The 19781-nt window shown below is 61.2% G+C and carries 15 protein-coding genes; 5 read left to right on the forward strand and 10 right to left on the reverse strand.

The window, feature by feature from the left end; translation table 11 throughout:
- Positions 1 to 56: 56 nt before the first annotated feature.
- The 4 genes from folK to hda all read right to left on the reverse strand — a co-directional run bounded on the left by folK (position 57) and on the right by hda (position 3750).
- Positions 57 to 584 carry a 2-amino-4-hydroxy-6-hydroxymethyldihydropteridine diphosphokinase gene (folK, locus tag ACSQ8V_RS02500; RefSeq protein ID WP_213765898.1) on the reverse strand — a complete coding sequence of 176 codons (528 nt, stop codon included), beginning with the start codon at positions 582 to 584 and terminating at the stop codon, positions 57 to 59.
- Between the two features lie 83 nt (positions 585 to 667).
- Positions 668 to 2269, reverse strand: a complete 1602-nt coding sequence (gene pcnB, locus ACSQ8V_RS02505) for a polynucleotide adenylyltransferase PcnB (RefSeq protein WP_213765899.1) — start codon at positions 2267 to 2269, stop codon at positions 668 to 670.
- A complete protein-coding gene (locus tag ACSQ8V_RS02510) occupies positions 2262 to 2948 on the reverse strand; it encodes an HAD family hydrolase (RefSeq protein WP_436204790.1) in 687 nt (228 codons plus the stop codon). Before ACSQ8V_RS02510 ends, pcnB begins: the two co-directional genes overlap by 8 nt.
- A 76-nt stretch (positions 2949 to 3024) precedes the next feature.
- Entirely contained in the window at positions 3025 to 3750 is a 726-nt protein-coding gene (gene hda / locus ACSQ8V_RS02515) for a DnaA regulatory inactivator Hda (protein WP_436204791.1), read from the reverse strand.
- 232 nt (positions 3751 to 3982) lie between these two features.
- On the opposite strand from hda, the gene purM reads away from it, so the two are divergent.
- On the forward strand, positions 3983 to 5038 hold the full coding sequence (gene purM / locus ACSQ8V_RS02520) for a phosphoribosylformylglycinamidine cyclo-ligase (protein ID WP_213765902.1): 1056 nt from the start codon (positions 3983 to 3985) through the stop codon (positions 5036 to 5038).
- Between the two features lie 1129 nt (positions 5039 to 6167).
- Here the strand turns inward: purM and ACSQ8V_RS02525 are convergent.
- From ACSQ8V_RS02525 to thiL, 4 genes are all read right to left on the reverse strand, one after another.
- Positions 6168 to 9473, reverse strand: coding sequence for an SNF2-related protein (locus ACSQ8V_RS02525; RefSeq protein ID WP_436204792.1), 3306 nt, complete (start codon positions 9471 to 9473; stop codon positions 6168 to 6170).
- A gap of 72 nt (positions 9474 to 9545) precedes the next feature.
- Positions 9546 to 10046 (reverse strand): CinA family protein, encoded by a 501-nt coding sequence (locus ACSQ8V_RS02530; protein ID WP_436204793.1) that lies wholly within the window; start codon positions 10044 to 10046, stop codon positions 9546 to 9548.
- A gap of 54 nt (positions 10047 to 10100) precedes the next feature.
- Positions 10101 to 10637 carry a phosphatidylglycerophosphatase A family protein gene (locus ACSQ8V_RS02535; RefSeq protein ID WP_255631769.1) on the reverse strand — a complete coding sequence of 179 codons (537 nt, stop codon included), beginning with the start codon at positions 10635 to 10637 and terminating at the stop codon, positions 10101 to 10103.
- Positions 10627 to 11670, reverse strand: a complete 1044-nt coding sequence (gene thiL, locus ACSQ8V_RS02540; RefSeq protein ID WP_436204794.1) for a thiamine-phosphate kinase — start codon at positions 11668 to 11670, stop codon at positions 10627 to 10629. Before thiL ends, ACSQ8V_RS02535 begins: the two co-directional genes overlap by 11 nt.
- A 247-nt stretch (positions 11671 to 11917) precedes the next feature.
- Here thiL and ACSQ8V_RS02545 point away from each other — a divergent pair, with 247 nt between their 5' ends.
- The 3 genes from ACSQ8V_RS02545 to ACSQ8V_RS02555 all read left to right on the forward strand — a co-directional run bounded on the left by ACSQ8V_RS02545 (position 11918) and on the right by ACSQ8V_RS02555 (position 15925).
- Positions 11918 to 14224, forward strand: a complete 2307-nt coding sequence (locus ACSQ8V_RS02545; RefSeq protein ID WP_213768531.1) for an NADP-dependent malic enzyme — start codon at positions 11918 to 11920, stop codon at positions 14222 to 14224.
- Positions 14225 to 14843: 619 nt separating this feature from the next.
- Entirely contained in the window at positions 14844 to 15362 is a 519-nt protein-coding gene (locus ACSQ8V_RS02550) for a ribonuclease (protein WP_436204795.1), read from the forward strand.
- 5 nt (positions 15363 to 15367) lie between these two features.
- Entirely contained in the window at positions 15368 to 15925 is a 558-nt protein-coding gene (locus ACSQ8V_RS02555) for a barstar family protein (protein ID WP_213768530.1), read from the forward strand.
- Between the two features lie 178 nt (positions 15926 to 16103).
- On the opposite strand, the gene ACSQ8V_RS02560 is transcribed toward ACSQ8V_RS02555, so the two are convergent.
- Together ACSQ8V_RS02560 and ACSQ8V_RS02565 are read right to left on the reverse strand one after the other, a co-directional pair.
- Complete coding sequence (locus tag ACSQ8V_RS02560; protein WP_436204796.1) at positions 16104 to 16841, reverse strand: 16S rRNA (uracil(1498)-N(3))-methyltransferase; 738 nt, start codon at positions 16839 to 16841, stop codon at positions 16104 to 16106.
- A gap of 114 nt (positions 16842 to 16955) precedes the next feature.
- Positions 16956 to 17369: a VOC family protein gene (locus ACSQ8V_RS02565; protein WP_062089626.1), complete on the reverse strand. Its 414-nt coding sequence runs from the start codon at positions 17367 to 17369 to the stop codon at positions 16956 to 16958.
- Between the two features lie 363 nt (positions 17370 to 17732).
- On the opposite strand from ACSQ8V_RS02565, the gene tkt reads away from it, so the two are divergent.
- A complete protein-coding gene (tkt, locus tag ACSQ8V_RS02570; RefSeq protein WP_436204797.1) occupies positions 17733 to 19763 on the forward strand; it encodes a transketolase in 2031 nt (676 codons plus the stop codon).
- The last annotated feature ends 18 nt before the right edge of the window (positions 19764 to 19781 follow it).

Consider the following 19781-nt stretch of genomic DNA (forward strand, 5'->3'; position numbering starts at 1 on the left):
CTATTCACCTTTCAGGCTTCGCGTCGCGGAATTTCGGGCTTCGCATCGCAAATTTTTCAGGCTTCGCGTCGCGAAGTGCAGCGGGAAGCGAATAGCGGGCACTGATGTGTCGCCACTTTTTCAATACGTTGATCCTGAACCGAGGCGAGGAATGCATCGGCTCGGCCGCGTTGCGCGATGACCACATCGCGGTCGAGTTCGACCAGCGGCACGAGTGTAAACGCGCGCTCGGTGAGACGCGGGTGGGGCACGACGAGATCGGCTTCCTCGATGCAGGAATCGCCGTACAGCAGGATGTCGATATCGAGTGTACGCGGCGCGTTCCTGTATGGCCGCTCGCGTCCGAAATGGCTTTCTATGCCGTGGCACAGCCGCAGCAACTGGCGCGCGGCCAGCGTGGTATCGATCTTGACGACGTAATTGAAGTAGTCGTCGCCACCGGCGTCCACGGGCGCGGTGCGATAGAGGCTCGACTTCGCGAGCACGGTGATCGTGTTTTGCTGAGCAAGACACACCACTGTGTCTTTCAGGGTCTGGCGCGCGTCACCAAGGTTTGCGCCCAGGCCCAGATAAGCTACCGTCATGGCATGAATCCTACGACTGTCGTTTGGCGTTACACGGCTCACGCGCGTTGATCGACATGATCAAAACACGCGCACGGTCCGTGTCAATCGTCGCGCTGGCCACCGCTTTCGTCGCCATACCGTACATCACGCACGTCACGCTCTTCGCGATTGTCGCGAGCTGACCCTTCTACGGTGCTCGCGCCGCCCTCCATTCCGTCACCCGGCCTGCGGCTTTTGGCGTTGCTGCTACGCCGCCGTCGTTTCGTGGGTACCCGGTCCTTCCCGCCGTGCGAAAGCAGTGACTCGCGCGCGGCAGCGTCCCCAGCAATGAAATCCGTCCACCACTGACCAACCGATGCATCCAGTTCGCCGGATTCGCATCGCAGCAGGAGGAAATCATAACCTGCCCTAAACCTTTGGTGTTCCAGCAGCTTCATCGCGCTTCTGCCCGAGCGTTTTTCGAGCCGAAGTTGCAGGCCCCATATCTCGCGCATATCCGATGAAAACCGCTTATGGATAGCGAGTTTTTCAGTCTGCATGTCGAGCACGTCGTCCATTGCGCGATGCAGTGCGGGCACGGGGAATTCACCGGCCGCCGTGAACTGCTCCCAGCGCGTCTGCATGTCGTTCCAGAGCAGCGTGGCGAACAGGAAACCCGGCGATACACCTTTGCCGGCGCGCACGCGTTCGTCGGTATTGGTCAACGCGAGCGTGATGAATTTCTCGCCGTGCGGCGATTCGAAAATCACGTCGAGCAGCGGCAATACGCCGTGATGCAAACCTTCCGCGCGCAGCCGCGTCAGGCACGCGAGCGCGTGGCCTGAGAGCAGCAGCTTGAGCATTTCATCGAAGAGGCGGGCGGCCGGAACGTTGCTGATCAGGTCGGCCAGCTCCGCGATCGGCGCGCGCGTGGCAGGCTCGATCTCGAAGCCGAGCTTCGCGGCAAAACGCACGACACGCAGCATGCGCACCGGGTCTTCGCGATACCGCGTGGCCGGGTCGCCGATCATGCGCAGCAAACGCGCGCGGATGTCGGCCATGCCGTCGTGATAATCCAGCACGGTTTGCGTGGCCGGATCGTAATACATGGCGTTGATCGTGAAGTCGCGGCGCGTGGCGTCTTCGTGCTGCTCGCCCCACACGTTATCGCGCAGCACGCGGCCGCTGGCATCGACCGCATGCGTGCGCGTGTCCATTTCACCACGTCTCAGGCGCGGCGGAGGCGGTGAGGGTGGTGCGTCGGCGGGGGTATCGACGAGCGCGCGGAACGTCGATGTCTCGATGATGTCCTGGCCGAACTGCACGTGCACGATCTGGAACCGCCGGCCAATGATGCGCGCGCGCCGGAACAGCTTCTGCACCTGGTCCGGCGTAGCGTCTGTTGCAACGTCGAAATCTTTCGGCGCGACGTTCAGCAGCAGGTCGCGCACGGCGCCACCCACGATAAACGCGCGATGCCCGCCTTGTTGCAGACCTTCGGTCACGCGAATCGCGTTCTTCGAGATCAGGGCCGGGTCGATGCCGTGCACGTCCGCCGACAGGATCACGGGTACGTTCGGATCGCGCTTTGCCACGGCCGGCGCGGCCTTTTTGCGCGTGCTTTTGCGGGCGGGTTTTACATCGTCGGAGAGCGGGGCGGTTGCCGGGGTCTCTTCTTTGGCGCTTTCCTGGCCGAACAGCTTGCGGATGAGTTTTTTAATCACGTGGGGAGAAGATTTCCAGGATGCGCCAGCCGCGGGCTTGCGCATGCGCGCGCAAGGTGTCGTCGGGATTGGTCGCGATCGGGTCGGTGACTTTCTCGAGTAGAGGAATGTCGTTGTGCGAGTCGCTGTAGAAGTAGCTGTGTTCGAAGTCGTTCAGGCTTTTTCCCATGGACGCGAGCCACGCTTCGGTGCGCACGATCTTGCCCTCGCGATAGCTCGGCGTGCCCGTTGCGCGGCCGGTCAGCTCGCCGTTGGGGATATTGTCGACCGTTTCGACCTCGCACGCGATCAACGCTTCAATCCCGAACGCCCGGCCGATCGGCGCCGTGATGAACGCGTTCGTGGCGGTGACGAGGCAGCAGAGATCGCCCGCTTCCTGGTGGCGGCGCACGAGCTCGAGTGCCGCCGGAGCGATGGCCGGCGTGATGATTTCGCGCATGAATTGCGCGTGCCAGTCGTCCAGTTGCGCGCGCGGGTGCTGGGCGAGCGGAGAAAGCTGGGCGGTCAGGTACGCGTGGATATCGAGCGTGCCGGCTTTGTAGTCTTCGTAGAACGCGTCGTTTTGCTTCGCGAACTTCTCAGCATCGACAATGCCGAGCTTCGCCATGAAGCGGCCCCATTCGTGGTCGCTGTCCGTCGGGATGAGAGTGTGATCGAGATCAAAAAGGGCTAGGTTCATGGGAGCGCATTTTACTTGAAGCGGGTGGAAGCGTTCGCTGGCTGCTCGCGGCGCGGTGATGGGCTTGAAATCGGGCCTAAAAAAGCTCGGTCTGCGGACGGGGCGCGTTGTCTTCTTTTGCGGCGAGCATCGTGCGTAATAAGGGCAGAGTCACGGCGCGCTTTTGTTCCAGCGAAAAGCGGTCGAGTTCATCGAGCAAGGTCATGAGGCTTGGCATGTCGCGGCGAAAATGCGTGAGCAGATAGGCGGGGACGTCGTCGGCGAGCGCAATGCCGCGCTCGCGCGCCGCGTGTTTCAGCGCGCTGGCTTTGCTTTCGTCTGAGAGGGGCGTGAGCTGGAATACGAGTCCCCAGCCGAGGCGCGTGCGCAAATCTTCTCTCACCGATAACCCCAGCGGCGCCACATTGCCCGTTGCCACCAGCGCGCTGGCCGGATGCGCGCGCACCTCGTTGAACAGGTTGAATAGCGCGATTTGCTGGGCACCGGAAAGCTGCTCGCAGTCGTCGATGGCGTAAATGCTCGCCTTGGGATCGAACGTGAACGCGGCCAGCGGCGCTTGCGGACTCAGAAAGCGCGCCCGCCCGTTCGCTTCGTGCACCAGCGCCTGCAGCAGATGGCTGCGGCCGCTGCCGGCTTCGCCCCAGACGTAGAAGGTCCGGTCGGCCACGGGGCCGGCTGCGAGCGCACCGTCGAGTTCGCGCAGGCGGGTCACCAGTTCGTGGTTGCCGGCGGCGAAAAAATTATCGAAGGTGGCGAGCGGCGGCGTGCCGAGATCGAGCGTCAGTTGGCGTTGCACGGGCAATCGGTTCCGTCAGGGCGTATCTTGAAAAGCGGCGCGCTCAGCATACCGATGCCCGGTTTATGCCGTGGCGAAAGGCGTTGAGCGCAGGGTCGAGTTTCCAGCCGGATGGGCGCGAGTCTCGAAAAGGGTTTGGTGCGGTCTTTCGGAGTCAGGGCCGCGAACTGCGAGAAATCCGGCTGGGCGGCTGGCATCGGTTAAAATCTCATTTTACCGACCTTCTCGCCGATCCCCCATGAATCAACCGAAATCCGCCTCAGACGCCCAAGGTTTGTCCTATCGCGACGCGGGCGTGGACATCGATGCCGGCGACGCGCTTGTCGACCGGATCAAGCCCTTTGCCAAGAAAACCATGCGCGACGGCGTGTTGGGGGGAATTGGCGGATTCGGCGCGCTGTTTGAAGTACCTAAACGATACAAAGAGCCGGTGCTGGTATCCGGCACGGACGGCGTGGGTACGAAGCTGCGGCTGGCCTTTCAACTGAACAAGCATGACACGGTTGGCCAGGATCTGGTTGCCATGAGCGTCAACGACATCCTGGTGCAGGGTGCTGAGCCATTGTTTTTCCTCGATTATTTCGCTTGCGGCAAGCTGGACGTGGATACGGCGGCGACCGTGGTGCAAGGGATTGCGCAAGGTTGCGAATTGGCCGGGTGTGCGTTGATTGGTGGTGAGACCGCTGAAATGCCGGGCATGTATCCGGATGGTGAGTACGATCTGGCCGGGTTTGCGGTGGGTGCGGTTGAGAAGAGCAAGATTATCGATGGCTCGACCATTCAGCCTGGCGACGTCGTGTTGGGTCTTTCTTCTTCTGGGATCCATTCAAATGGGTATTCGTTGGTGCGCAAGATTATTGAGCGTGCGCAGCCTGATCTGAATGCTGATTTCGATGGCCGTTCGCTTGCTGATGCGTTGATGGCGCCGACGCATATTTACGTGAAGCCGTTGTTGTCGTTGATGTCGCAGATGGCTGTGAAGGGTATGGCGCATATCACCGGCGGTGGGCTGGTTGAGAATATTCCGCGGGTTCTGCGCGAGGGCTTGACGGTTGAGTTGGATCATCGGGCGTGGCCGTTGCCGCCGTTGTTTTCGTGGCTGCAGAAGCATGGCGGTGTGGCTGATGCCGAGATGCATCGGGTGTTTAACTGCGGAATCGGAATGGTCGTTGTGGTCGATGCTGCGGACGCTGAAGCCGCTACGGGGCTTTTGTCGGCTGCGGGTGAGCAGGTTTGGTCGATCGGTGTAGTGCGGGAATCGCTTGCCGGGGAAGCTCAGACTGTCGTGGTGTAGGTTTTCGTTCGCACTCGGTTGGGATTTGGGGGCGGGTTGCTAGGTTCCGGGGTTAGCGGTCGGGGTCTATGCCGGGTTGCTGCTTTCAGTGTTAGTGGTCTGCGAGAGTCGGATATTCTCTTTATCACTATTAGCCACTGTGCGTGGCGGCACGTCATTTCTTTGTCCAAAGCGACAAAGAAACGAAGCAAAGAAAGCGCTTTCAACCACGCTACCCTAAGTGTCCACAGCGTGCAGTTTTGATTCATAGGTGCCCCAAAAGCACGGTGCTCGCCAGAGCGACGGATGTGTGAACCCCTCCTTCTCGCGAATCCTGACACGAACACGCTTCGCCCCGTACGCTCTCGGGCAAGCACCATTGCCAAGGAACCACCCCGGCCTCACGCGTCTTTGGATGTGTGAACCCCTCCTTCTCCGAACACGGATACCCACCGCTTCGCCACCGGTGATTGAACCTGCCCAAGGGACACCCCGCGCTATCCGCGAACAACCTCCCTCCAAATGTGTACGCGCCTCGAACCACGTCGCCAACCCTGCTGGAAACGAGGTCGCGAAGATGCGCGCGGCCGTAACCGACGAAAATAACTGTGCGGACCGCGCGGGTAACTCACCAAAACCGGAGCAACAACACGCGTGGTGCCGTGACCTATGGACATAACCGTCAGACCACGTAGCTGACACGCGAAGAGCGCGGCATCCAGAACGCGTGAGGCTGCGCTGATTCTTGAACGCTGGTGCTTGCCCGAGAGCGTACGGGGCGAAGCGTGTTCGTGTCAGGATTCGCGAGAAGGAGGGGTTCACACATCCGTGGCTCTGGCGAGCACCGTGCTTTTGGGGCACCTATGAATCAAAACTGCACGCTGTGGACACTTAGGGTAGCGTGGTTTGAAAGCGTTTTCTTTGCTTCGTTTCTTTGTCGCTTTGGACAAGGAAATGACGTGCCGCCACGCACAGTGGCTAATAGTGATAAAGAGAAAATCCGACTCACGCAGACCACTAACGCTGAAAGCATCAACCCGGCATAGACTCCGACCGCTAACCCTAGAACCTAGCACCCCGGCATAGACCCAAAACCGCTAACCCCGGAACCTAACACCCCCACCAACCCCCCCCAACCCCGAGTGCCAACTCAACCCACTGGCATTGGCGCCAGCAACGCCTCAATATCCTCGGCAGAAAACTTCACCGCCCCAGCCGCGTCCTCACGCAAAATACTATCGGCGAGAGCGGCTTTGCGGCCCTGCATCGCCACAATCCGTTCTTCAATACTCCCCGCCACAATCAGCTTGTACACAAACACCGGCTTCAATTGCCCAATCCGATGCGCCCGATCCGTCGCCTGATTCTCCGCCGCCGGATTCCACCAAGGATCGTAATGAATCACCGTGTCCGCAGCCGTCAGATTCAATCCCACGCCACCCGCCTTCAAACTGATCAGAAACAACGGTACCTCACCATCCTGAAAACGCGTCACCGGCGTAATCCGATCAGTCGTATCTCCCGTCAACATGACATAAGGAAGCCCGCCTTTATCGAGCGCGGCAGCAATAATCGCCAGCATCCCGGTGAACTGCGAAAACAACAGCACCCGACGCCCTTCTTCAAGCAACTCCGGCAGCATATCGAGTAACAAATCGAGCTTCGCCGATTCCTCCACACGCTTCGCCCGCGCCAGCTTCACCAACGCCGGATCACAGCAAACCTGCCGCAACTTGAGCAACGCCTCAAGCACGACAATATGGCTGCGCGCCAAGCCCTGATCCGCCACCGCCATCCGCACTTTTTCCTGCATCGCGATCCGCACGGTCTCGTACAGATCACGTTGCGCACCCTCGAGCGCCACGGTCCGCACAATGGTCGTCTTCTGCGGCAACTCCTTCGCGACCTCATCCTTCCTTCGACGCAGCATGAACGGCCGAATCCGGCGCACTAGCAAATCACGCCGCACCGGATCGTCGTATTTCTCGATCGGTGTGCGCCAACGCTTCGTGAAATCTTTCTGCGTCCCAAGGAAACCGGGCAGCAAGAAATCGAATTGCGCCCACAACTCACCCAGGTGGTTTTCCAACGGCGTGCCAGTCAAACATAGCCGATGTCGCGCGCGCAAATCGCGAATACCCTTCGCGGCCTTGGTCGCGACGTTCTTCACTATCTGCGCTTCATCAAGGATCAGCAGGTGGTACTCGTGCAACGACAACATCGCCTGATCGCGCCACAGCAAGGGATACGTGGTCAATACAAGATCGTGCTCATCAATCTGATCGAAACGTTCCTTGCGCTGCGGGCCGTGCAGATCCAGCACCCTCAAATCTGGCGCGAACTTTTTCGCTTCCTCACGCCAGTTGTGAACCAGCGTGGTCGGCAACACCACCAGCACCGGCCGGTCCAGCCGTCCTGACTCCTTCTCGACCAGAATGTGCGCCAGCGTCTGCACGGTTTTGCCGAGACCCATGTCATCGGCGAGAACACCCGACAGATTGCGTTCGCGCAAATACTGCATCCAGTTGAGCCCTTCGCGCTGATACCCCCGAAGCTCGGCATGCAAGCCAAGCGGCACGGGCACTTCCCGCAGCCCCGGCCCTTCCTGCAAACGCTGAGCAAGCTCGCGTATGGACACATCGCCGTGAAACTCCCAGCGGCCCGTGTCGCTGAGCGCTTCCAGCCGCCCGGCATCCTGTTCGGAGACGCGCAGCGGATGCGTGCCGAGGGTATCGAAGAGATCGATCAGTACGCGTACCACCGGCTTGATCCGCGACGCCCGCACCCGCAGCCGCTCGCCAAGATCGGTCTTGAGCTCGATGCCTTCGTCGTCGTGGATTGAATCGATAGCGCCCGCGAGCCAGCGCCGGTCGCGCTGGAACAGGTCAGCCAGCAGCGGTTCGAGCCGAACGCTCCGATCCCCCACGGCAATGCCGAGTTCCAGGTCGAACCAGCCATCGGTTCCCTGGCGCGCGGTGCCCTGGATGTCATCGATCTCAATAAAGTCGAAGCGAAATTCCGGCGTCATGCTCACGCGCCAGCCGTCCTCGCGCAACGCGGGGAGCGCGTCGTTGGTGAACACGGCCCATGCGTCGGGCACGGGCAAGCCGAGCACGCCACTGGGAATGGGCTTGGGTCCAAAACGTTGATGCGAGGGAATCTGGCGGAAGCCAAGATCGTAGAGCGACGCCAGATAACGCGCTTCAACGTCGTGGCGGCGTCTCACCTGGACCATCTCGCCGGACGCGGCGCGCATGACCGTGGTGGCGCGCGTGGGGTCGATGCTGAAACCGTCGTAATCGAAAGTCACGAGGGCAAAGTCGAGCACGTTCGCAGCGGTGCGCTCGTCGCGGGGACGCCAACTGCTGTTGACGGGCCGCGTATCGAGCACAAGCACCGGCACCGGTTCCGTATCGACAATACGCACGTTCAGCGTTTCCGGCTCCGGCGGCGGAGGCAGATCGGAGTCGACCTCACGCAACATTGCGCTGACCAACGGCGCTTCGGCAAGCGAGATGGGCGGCATCGACAAATAATCGGCCAGTTGCCGCGCGGGTTGCGGCATATCGACGATGCCCGCTTCAAGCGTCTGCGCGTCGGCGAACCACAGCGGTTCGGTGGGAATGACCAACGTGGCGGGCGGCTCGGTTTGCAGCACGGGACGCACGCGATCGTCCAGATCGGGCGTCCACTCGATTCGTCCCGGCCGTTGCTCACCTTCACGCAGCGGCCGGCGCGGCCCCGAGGTCTCGTGGCTGGCCAGCCTGGCGCTGAATAACCGTCCTGTCGCCAGCATGCGCTGCAGCAAGTCCGAGCCTTCTTCGCCGTGGAGCCCGAAGCCGCCGAAATCGTTGCGGGTACGTCCAATGAGGAGCCCCCGCACGATGCTCATGTCTTCATCGCCGACGAACTTCGGCTGCTTGACAAGCGCCGCGTCCAGATTCGTCCAGGGCCGGTCGAACGTGTGGACCGAACCGTCCGGACTGAGCCGCACTTTATACAGCGTGACTTCGGCGGTGCGCATGATGCGCGACGTTCCCAGCATATAAACGAGCGCGAGCGCGCCGCTCGACTCGCCGGGCTTTTTTGCGGAGGCACTGCGAGTGGAGGCGAACCGCGAGCGGAATCCTTCAAGCCAGCCTGCTACTTCGGGGCGCACGGTTTCGGACTCGCGCGGTCTGTCCGCGGCGCTCGCGAGCAATACGGCGGCGGCATGCTTGCAGCCGAATCCGACCGGGCACGAACAATGGCCTTGCGCGGAAAGTTTGCCGTGCTGATCGTTAAACGTCACCTCCACGGTATAAGGCTGGCGTTGCATCCCTTGAACGTTGGCGCGCAGCACGTCTTCGTCCCAGTGCAGACGCGTCACGTCGTCCACATACCCGCGTGCCTTGGCAACGGTATGCGCGCCGAGCCATTTGACGATTTGCGCCGTGTTGTACACAAACGCCGGCATCAGCAAACCCGCCCGTGCATGGCCCTTCGTGTCTCCGCCTGTCTTGCCGCCATCCGCTCGATCACCGTCTTCTCACCGTTCCCTTCGTTCCAATAGTTCCAGCAAGCCGCGCAGCGCGTACGCCGCCGCCTGGGTGCGAATCTGCTCGCGATCGCCCTTGAATTGCTGCGTCTCCACCGCCGTGTGCAAGCGGTTGCTCCATGCAAAAGACACCATGCCGACGGGCTTCGTTTCCGTGCCGCCGCCCGGTCCGGCCACGCCGGTTATCGATAGCGATACCTGCGCCCGGCTGTTCCTCAGCGCACCCTCCGCCATGGCTTTGGCGACCGGTTCGCTGACCGCGCCGTGGCGCTCGATCAGGTCAGGCGGCACGCCGATCATCTCGGTCTTCGCCAGGTTCGAATAGGTGACGAAACCGCGCTCGAACCACGCGCTGCTGCCGGAAATATCGGTCATGGCGGCGGCAACCATCCCGCCGGTGCACGACTCGGCGGTCGCGAGCATCAGCCGCTCGTCGCGCAGTTTGTTGCCGGCACGAATGGCGAGCTGGTGGACGACGTTATCGGTAGCCATGGCAAAGCCTCGGGTGGGGGCGGTCGGAAACGTGAGATGCGGGCAAGACAGAAATCAAATGGTCATGCGCCATAGCGCAATTACGAGCAGCGTGAAGAACGCAGCGGCAATATCGTCGAACATGATGCCGAAACCGCCTTTCAACCGGCGGTCGAAATAACTGATGGGCGGCGGTTTCACCATGTCGAAGAAACGGAACACGATGAACGCCCACAACTGCCCCGTGAACGTGGCCGGCGTGACGAACAGCAACACCAGCCAGAACGCGATGATCTCGTCCCAGACCACCGGCGACGGATCGGAAATGCCCATTTTCTTCGCCGTGAAACCGCAGAACCAGCAGCCGGCCACGAACCCCACGGCGATCAGCAAGGCCCATTCGGCAACCGTCAGGTGCGGGTTGAACACCACGAACGACGCCCACGCGAACAAGGTGCCGACGGTGCCGGGCGCGATTGGTGACAAGCCGCTGCCGAAGCCCAGTGACAGGATATGCAGCGGATGCGACAGCATGAAGCGCGCGCTCGTGCGGCGCGACGGCTTCGGGCGGGGTGTCTCGTCAATTGTGTCGATGATCGGATCAGTCTGCATGAAAATGGTCGAAGCCCGTGTCGGGGAAAGAAACCGGACCGGTGTTGTCGCGCCAGTCGATGGCCGGCAAGTCCTTCGGCGCTGTGCCGGACGTGTTGGACGCCGCTCGTCCTTCCGCGGCCGGACCCTCGATTGTACCGATACGCGTCAACAAAACTCCCTGCGCCGTCCCTATCCGTTCGATTTCGGTCCTCACGGCGGCCGGCGCGGTAAAGCAGAGTTCGTAGTCGTCGCCGCCCGCCAGGATGCAATGCACCTGCGTGGCCGCGGGCAGGCCAGCGAGCGTGCCGGAGCGCGGTATCTGATCGATATTCACCGTCGCGCGCACGTTCGAGCGCTTCAATACGTGGAGCAAGTCGCCGGCGAGACCGTCGGAGATATCGAGCGCGGCGTGCGCGACACCCCGCAACGCGATGCCGAGCGCCACGCGCGGTTCCGGCAGTTCGAGCGCCTTGATTGCGATGGCTTCGCCGGCAGGATCTTTCATCGACCATTCGCCGCGGCGGATACCGAGCCCGGCACGCGCGCCGCCCAGCACGCCGGATACCCAGATGTCGTCGCCTGGTCGTGCGGCATCGCGCCGCAGTGCCTGCGCAACAGGGACATCGCCGAACACGGTAATGCTGATGCACACGTGCGGGCCACTGGTTGTATCGCCGCCGATCAGCTCGCAGCCGTACTGGTTGGCTAGTTGGAAAAGGCCGCTGCTGAACGCTTCGAGCCAGCTTTCATCGGCTTTCGGCATCGACAACGCTAGGGTGAACGCGCGCGGCTTCGCGCCCATGGCGGCGAGGTCCGACAGATTCACCGCCAGCGCCTTGTAACCCAGCGCCCACGGGGACACATCGGGGAAAAAATGGCGGCCCGACACGAGCATGTCCGTGGAAATTGCCAGGTGCTGTCCGTGCTTCGGGGCAAGCAACGCGCAGTCGTCACCTATGCCGAGCGTCGCCTTCGGCGCGTCGTCCGTTGCCGGGAACGCGGCGGCGGGCTGGGAGAAATATCGTTCGATCAGGGAAAACTCTGAGAGCATCAGCAATCCGGCGACGTGGTGGGAGAGAGTTGGCGACGATGCGTGCCTGTTGACGCGCGTTTCATCTCAATAAGGGAATTTTGCGGCGTGAACCCGCTGCCGGCGTACGGCTGATGCTGCTTTTCCAGGCCTTGTCCAAATGGGCTATGTGCCGCGAATTGCCGGTATTGCCATCCGGAGGGTCGGTTGATTGGCGCTACAATGCGTTCGAACTTCTATTCTAATCTCGCCTAAAGCCAGACGCCTCATGACCTCTCCTGCCGATAGCGCCAAAGCCAAGCTCCGCGAAGCCGCACTCGATTACCACGAGTTTCCCACCCCCGGCAAAATCGCGATTGCTCCCACCAAGCAGATGATCAACCAGCGTGATCTAGCGCTGGCGTATTCACCGGGCGTGGCGTTCGCGTGCGAGGAAATCGTCGCCAATCCGCTGAACGCCGCGCGTTTCACCGCGCGCAGCAACCTGGTCGGCGTCGTGACGAACGGCACGGCGGTCCTCGGGCTCGGCAATATCGGGCCGCTCGCGTCGAAGCCGGTCATGGAAGGCAAGGCCGTGCTGTTCAAGAAGTTCGCCGGTATCGACGTGTTCGACATCGAGCTGAACGAGATGGACCCGCTGAAGCTCGTTGAAGTGATCTGCGCGCTCGAACCCACGTTCGGCGGCATCAACCTGGAAGACATCAAGGCGCCGGATTGCTTCATCGTGGAGCGGGAATGCCGCAAGCGCATGAAGATCCCGGTGTTCCACGACGACCAGCACGGCACGGCTATCGTTGTCGCGGCTGCTATTACCAACGGCCTGGTCGTGGTCGGCAAGAAGATTGAAGAAGTGAAGCTGGTTACCTCGGGCGCGGGCGCCGCAGCGCTGGCCTGTCTGGACCTGCTGGTTGAACTTGGCCTGAAGCTCGAAAACATCTTCGTGACCGATCTTGCCGGCGTGGTCTACAAGGGCCGCGTGGAGTTGATGGACCCGGACAAGGACCGTTTTGCGCGCGAAACCTCGGCGCGTACGCTGGCCGACGTGATGGAAGGCGCCGACGTGTTCCTCGGGCTGTCCGCTGGCGGCGTGTTGAAGCAGGAGATGGTCAAGGGCATGGCGCAAAAGCCGCTGATTCTCGCGCTCGCCAACCCGACGCCGGAAATTCTGCCGGAACTCGCACTGGAAGTGCGTCCGGACGCGGTGCTTGCCACCGGCCGTACCGACTATCCGAACCAGGTCAATAACGTCCTGTGTTTCCCGTTCATTTTCCGCGGCGCACTCGACGCAGGCGCGAGCACGATCACGCGCGAAATGGAAATTGCCGCGGTGAATGCGATCGCGGAACTGGCGCGGCAGGAACAAAGCGATATCGTGGCAACGGCTTATGGCATTCAGGACCTGTCGTTTGGTCCCGAGTACCTGATTCCGAAACCGTTCGACCCGCGCCTGATCGTGAAGATCGCGCCGGCGGTGGCCAAGGCCGCTATGGATTCAGGCGTGGCCACGCGTCCTATTGAAGACATGGACGCGTACGAACAGCATCTGCAGCAGTTCGTCTATCACAGCGGCACGACCATGAAGCCGGTGTTCCAGCTCGCACGCAGCGTGGATCCGGACAAAAAGCGCATTGTGTTCGCGGAGGGTGAAGAGGAGCGCGTGCTGCGCGCGGTCCAGATCGCGGTGGACGAGAAGATTGCGAAGCCGATCCTGATCGGACGACCGGCCGTGATCGCTCAGCGCATCACGAAGTACGGTTTGCGTTTGACCGCTGGCGTGGACTTCACGGTTGTGGATACCGATCACGACGAGCGGTATCGCGACTTCTGGCAGACATATCACACCATGATGGCCAGGAAGGGCATCAGCGCGCAGATGGCGAAGCTGGAGATGCGCCGCCGCACCACGCTGATTGGTGCGATGCTGGTCAAGAAGGGCGAAGCGGACGGCATGATCTGCGGCACGATCAGCACGACGCACCGCCATCTGCATTTCGTCGATCAGGTGATCGGCAAGAAGGAAGGCTGCAGCGTCTATGCGGCAATGAATGCGCTGGTGCTGCCGGGCCGGCAGATCTTCATTGTCGACACGCACGTGAACGTGGACCCGACCCCCGAGCAGCTCTGCGAGATCACGATCATGGCGGCGGAAGAAGTGCGACGCTTTGGCATTGTGCCGAAGATCGCTCTGCTTTCGCATTCGAACTTCGGTACCAGCAACGCGCCGACGGCCATCAAGATGCGCGACACGCTGGCATTGTTGCGCGAGCGTGCGCCGGATCTGGACGTGGACGGCGAAATGCACGGCGACGTAGCGCTGGATGCCAACCTGCGCCGCGAAGTCCTGCCGGAATCAACGCTGGTAGGCGACGCGAATTTGCTCGTACTGCCGAATATTGATGCCGCGAATATTTCGTACAACCTGCTGAAGACGGCAGCGGGCAATAACATCGCCATTGGGCCAATGCTGCTGGGCGCGGCTCAGCCCGTGCATGTGCTGACGGCGTCGGCTACGGTGCGCCGGATCGTCAATATGACGGCGTTGCTGGTGGCGGACGCAACGGCTGCGGCGCGGTAAGGGTTCGAAGCGAGATTAAAGCTCGCCGGACAGGAATCCGCGCAGGGCTGGCGGGTTCGAGTAGAACTCCGGGAAGAGGGGTTGCAGAAATAGAAAGACGGATTGCAAAGAGGGATTGCGGCAAGTGGTCGCAATCCCTCTTTTTCATTTCCGCGACGATTGGACCGCATAGTTGCAGCGTTTCGTCGGCTTAATGATCGGATTCCTGATGGTCACGTCGGGCGCCGGAACAAAAAAAAGCGTGCCGGATGATCCGGCACGCCACGAGGCATGCAAGGGGATTTGCTTTCTCCTCCAAACAGCAATGATGCCGGCTTTTACACCGTAGGAGCTTCGCGAGAGAGGCGACGCTGGCTCCGCTCCCCAAACCATGCATGAAGTCATTTTCAACCTAAATGAGATAAAAATATCTCAGACTGATCCTAAATATGATCGAGGCCTATTTTTTTGTCATTCATGAAAAAGCGTCGGCGAGCCGCATGTAACGGTCAGATAAGAGGCAAAAAGCGCCTGAAAAACGGGCATCTTCCGAACCAACATTGATTCCCGGTGTCATTAGCGATACCCTTACGTCTTTAATGGTCGTCATATTTCTGGGTTCAAAGCGGGGACAGGTTTCGTGAAGCGCGCATGGTTTTGTGGGTTCATTGTGGCGCTTTCGTGGGTGTTGAGCGGCTGCGGGAAAGGCGGGCCGGATTCCCCAAGCCCGGCCGCGAGCACCTTGGCAGGAGCGTCGCAGGCGGAACCGCCGCACGTGTTGCAAGACAAGGACAAGCTGAAAAGCGATCCGCGCGCAAAGAGCTGGCGCGATGCCGCATCAACGGGTTCGGAACCGTCGCAGACTACCGTCGACGCCGCACAATTGCCGAAACAGGCTGTTGTGACGCTGCGGCGGATCGAGGCTGGCGGGCCTTTCCCGTATGAGAAAGACGGCATCGTGTTCGGCAACCGCGAGCGTATGCTGCCGCCGCACCCACGCGGCTTTTACCACGAATACACCGTTCCCACGCCGCGCGCCCGCGATCGCGGCGCACGGCGGATCGTATGTGGCGGGCCCCGCCGGCAGGTCGACAACTGCTTCTATACCGACGACCATTACGTGAGTTTTAAACGCATTGCGGGATTAACTTCGGGATGAACGGCATGAGCGACAACATCTACGCGCACGACAACGGTGTCGCGGGTGATCTTTTCGCCGGCGATGGCAACATGTTTCAGCGAGTTTTGCGACTCCGCACGACAGACGAAAATCGACCCGACGACGAACAGAGCACGGCGCTGTCATCATTGAACGAGGGGTCTATGAGTCTTTTCAAGACGGTACGATCAAATATCGTGCAGTCGATCCGCGCTTTCAGGGTCCAGGATCTCGCCGACGAAGCGAGCAAGCTCGGCCAGCATTTTCTCTACGCGTATTGCGGCCAGGCCCAGAGCAAGCAGGAAGTGCTCGAAACCATCGCCACGTCGTTTTTGTTTCCGAAGCACTTCGGGAAGAATTACGACGCGCTGTACGACAGTCTCACCGACCTCGTGCACAAAGCCGGTTCGCAGCCGGGTTTCGTGATCGTGCTGGAAGCACTGCCTGTTGCGCAGAAATTTGACAAGGAAGGGCGCGAGACCTTGCTCGACGTGTTTCGCGAAGCAGCGGAATTCTGGGCCGAACGGCGTGTGGCGTTCAGGGTGTTTTACTCGTTCGCCTGAGCCGTTCGCCTGAGCGCAAGCGGCAAGCGCCCGAGTTCTGAACAAGTTCCATGCGCAAGGCGTTGAGTTTTCTCGGCGCAGAGAAGTTAGAAAGCCGGTCATCGTCTGTTGAACACAGGCGCTGACTGGCTTTTTTGCGTTTTATTTCGAGATGGATCGCAGCGATGCCGCGGTTAATTCACCACCCGCCCCAGCGCGCGGCCAGTGCCGCGAGGACTGCAATACCCGCTGTCTCGGTGCGCAAGATGCGAGGTCCGAGACCAAGGGTGACAAAACCGGCATCGAGAATGGTCGCTTCCTCTGGCGGCGAAAATCCGGCTTCCGGCCCGATCGCGATAGTTACGGGCGCCGTGGGCGCGCTCGCGGGCAAAGAGGCGAACCCAAGCTGCGCTCGTGGCGACAGCAGCAACCGCAACTCGCCGTCTTCGGCGGGCGGCAGATTGCCGAGCCATTTATCCAGGTCCTGAGGCACTGCTACGTCCGGGACCCGATTTCTTCCGCATTGCTCGCACGCGGCTCGCACCAACGCCTGCCAATGTCCTTGGCGACGCGCCGCGCGTTCGCCCGATAACCGCACCACGCCGCGCTCGGCAGTGAGCGGAACGACGGACGTGGCGCCTAGTTCGACCGCCTTCTCGATCAGCCAATCCATCTTGTCGCCGCCCGCCACACCTTGCACCAGCGTGACGCGATACGGCGGCTCCGCTTCGCGATCGGTGAATTCATCGAGTTGCACGGTCGCAGTCCGCTTCCCGATCTCAACCAGGCGCGCGCGATATTCGCCGCCCAAGCCGTTGAACAGGTGGACCGTGTCGTCGGTTTGCAGGCGCAGGACGTGAACATGGCGGACGACATCGTCCGGCAAGGGCATGATTTCGCCCGCGACGAGCGGACTGGCAACAAAGAAACGTGGCATGAAATGACTCGCCCGGACGCTGCGAAGCGCGCGGGCAGGGAAGTGATGGAGCTTGAGCGCGACCTGATCAACGTTCAAGGTTCGACGAACAACCGTGAACGCGACGTACCCAGCCTAATTCAAATGCCGGGCGATTGCCCAGCGATACCCGTCCGGGTCTTCGAACTGCGCAAAACGGTCGCCCCAGTACTGGTCTTGTGGTTCGATCAGCGGCTTCGCGCCAACCGCGACTGCACGTGCGAACGCGGCGTCTACATCGTCTACGTAGAGATAGAACGATTGCGGCGCCATCAGACCCGTGCTTTTCGGCGTCTTCGCGTGCGAACCATAGGCGCCTTCGGGGGCGAACATCAGGATCAACTGTCCGCGATACGTCATCTCGACGTGGATCACGGCGCCGTCGTCGTTGACGCTGTCACGCACCGCAAAACCTAGCGCCTGTTCGTAGAAACCGGTGGAGACACGGGCATCGCGAACGGTCAGGTAAGGCGTGAGCCACGGCACATCGGCGGGGCGGGGGTCGGACATAAGGGCTTCTCCTCGAGCTCGGCTTGATCAGTGCATTGTGCCATGACGCCCTTTGGCAGAAGGGCTGCGCGGATTTCTGTTGCTGCGCGACGTCGCGTCCGCTCGCTATGCCGGTGCAGGGAGCGTGCCCGCGCGAAGCGTTCGTTATGATCTACGTTTGCGGCGGCAGCCAATTTCCAATCTAATTCCTCCGGCGCCGCGACGGCCCTCGCGGCAGTGCGCCAAAGTCGTCTGCTAGAATAACCGGCTTCCGATCCTCTTCGTTTCTCGTCGCTCCGGGTGTTGAAAACGTGGTTTCATCGTTTGCTCCGGTGCGTCGCCGAGAATCATCCCAGGATTTTTTCAGGACCTACCGGACTCGACATGACGACCCCGAATTCCAGCCAGACCAGCCTGATGGCCAACGCAATCCGTGCGCTGGCAATGGACGCTGTTCAACAAGCCAACTCCGGCCATCCGGGCATGCCAATGGGCATGGCGGAAATCGGCGTCGCGCTCTGGTCGCGTCACCTGAAGCACAACCCGAGTAACCCGCACTGGGCTGACCGCGATCGTTTTGTCCTGTCGAACGGTCATGGTTCCATGCTGTTGTACTCGTTGCTGCACCTGACCGGCTATGACCTGCCGATCACCGAACTCAAGAACTTCCGCCAACTGCATTCGAAGACGCCGGGACACCCGGAATACGGCATCACGCCGGGCGTCGAAACGACCACCGGCCCGCTGGGCCAGGGTCTGGCGAACGCGGTCGGCATGGCGCTCGCCGAAGCGCTGCTCGCGGCGGAGTTCAACAAGGACGACGCGAAGATCGTCGACCACCACACGTACGTGTTCCTCGGCGACGGCTGCATGATGGAAGGCATCTCGCACGAAGCCTGTTCGTTCGCGGGCACGCTCAAGCTGCACAAGCTGATCGCGCTGTACGACGACAACGGTATTTCCATCGACGGTCACGTTGAGCACTGGTTCCACGACGACACCCCGAAGCGCTTCGAAGCGTACGGCTGGAACGTGATCCGCGCGGTAGACGGCCACAACGTGGACGCGGTGGACGCAGCCATTGCGCAAGCGAAGAACTCGGATAAACCCACGCTGATCTGCTGCCGTACCACTATCGGCAAGGGTGCGCCGACCAAGCAAGGCAGCCACGATTCGCACGGCGCGCCGCTCGGTCTGAAGGAAATCGCCGATGCACGCGCAGGAATGGGCTGGAGCTGGGAACCGTTCGTGATTCCGCAAGAAGTCTACGCAGCATGGGACGCGAAGGAAGCGGGCGCGCACGCGGAAGCGGAATGGAACAAGCAGTTCGATGCGTACCGCGCGAAGCATTCGGCCGAAGCCGCCGAATTCGTGCGCCGGATGAACGACGAACTGCCGGCCACGTGGGCGCAGGACGCGAAGAACATTATTGAAGCCGCGAATCAGAAGGGCGAAACCATTGCCACGCGCAAGGCTTCGCAGCAAACGCTCGACGGCCTCGCCGCTGCGCTGCCTGAACTGCTTGGCGGTTCCGCTGACCTGACGGGTTCTAACCTGACCAACTGGAAGGCATCGAAGCCGGTGCGCGCCGGTGAGAACACGAACGAGATCCAGTGGGGCAACCACATCAACTACGGCGTGCGCGAATTCGGTATGAGCGCGGCCATCAACGGCATCGTGCTGCATGGCGGTTATCGGCCGTTTGGCGGCACGTTCCTGACCTTCTCGGACTACAGCCGCAACGCGCTGCGCGTGGCTGCACTGATGAAGGCGCCGTCCATCTTCGTGTTCACGCACGATTCGATCGGCCTGGGCGAAGACGGTCCGACGCACCAGTCGGTGGAACAAACGTCGAGCTTGCGGCTGATTCCGCACTTGCAAGTGTGGCGTCCGGCAGACACCGTCGAGACCGCGGTCGCATGGACGCATGCCATTGAGCACAAGGGTCCGTCAGCGTTGATCTTCACGCGTCAGAAACTGCTGTTCTCGCCGCGTAACGACGTGCAGATTGCGAATATTGCGAAGGGCGGCTACGTGCTGCGGGACTGGAACGACGACATCCCGGCACGCAAGATCATCCTGATCGCGACGGGCTCGGAAGTCGAACTGGCGCTGAAGGCCGGCGAGAAACTGGCGCAGGAAGGCGTTGGCGCGCGCATCGTGTCCATGCCGTGTACGAATGCGTTCGATCTGCAAGACCAGGAATATCGCGACCGTGTGCTGCCGAAGGGCGTCGTGCGCGTGGCGATCGAAGCCGGTGTGACCGATTTCTGGCGTAAGTACGTGGGCCTCGAAGGCGGCGTGGTGGGCATCGATTCGTTCGGCGAATCCGCGCCTGCCGGCGAGCTTTTCAAGTATTTCGGCTTTACCGTCGAGCATGTCGTGGAGACGGCGAAAGCCGCGCTCGCGGGCTGACAGGGCGCTGGGTCAGAG

The organism is Caballeronia sp. LjRoot31 (assembly GCF_964253885.1).
In the GTDB taxonomy this organism is placed as follows: domain Bacteria; phylum Pseudomonadota; class Gammaproteobacteria; order Burkholderiales; family Burkholderiaceae; genus Caballeronia.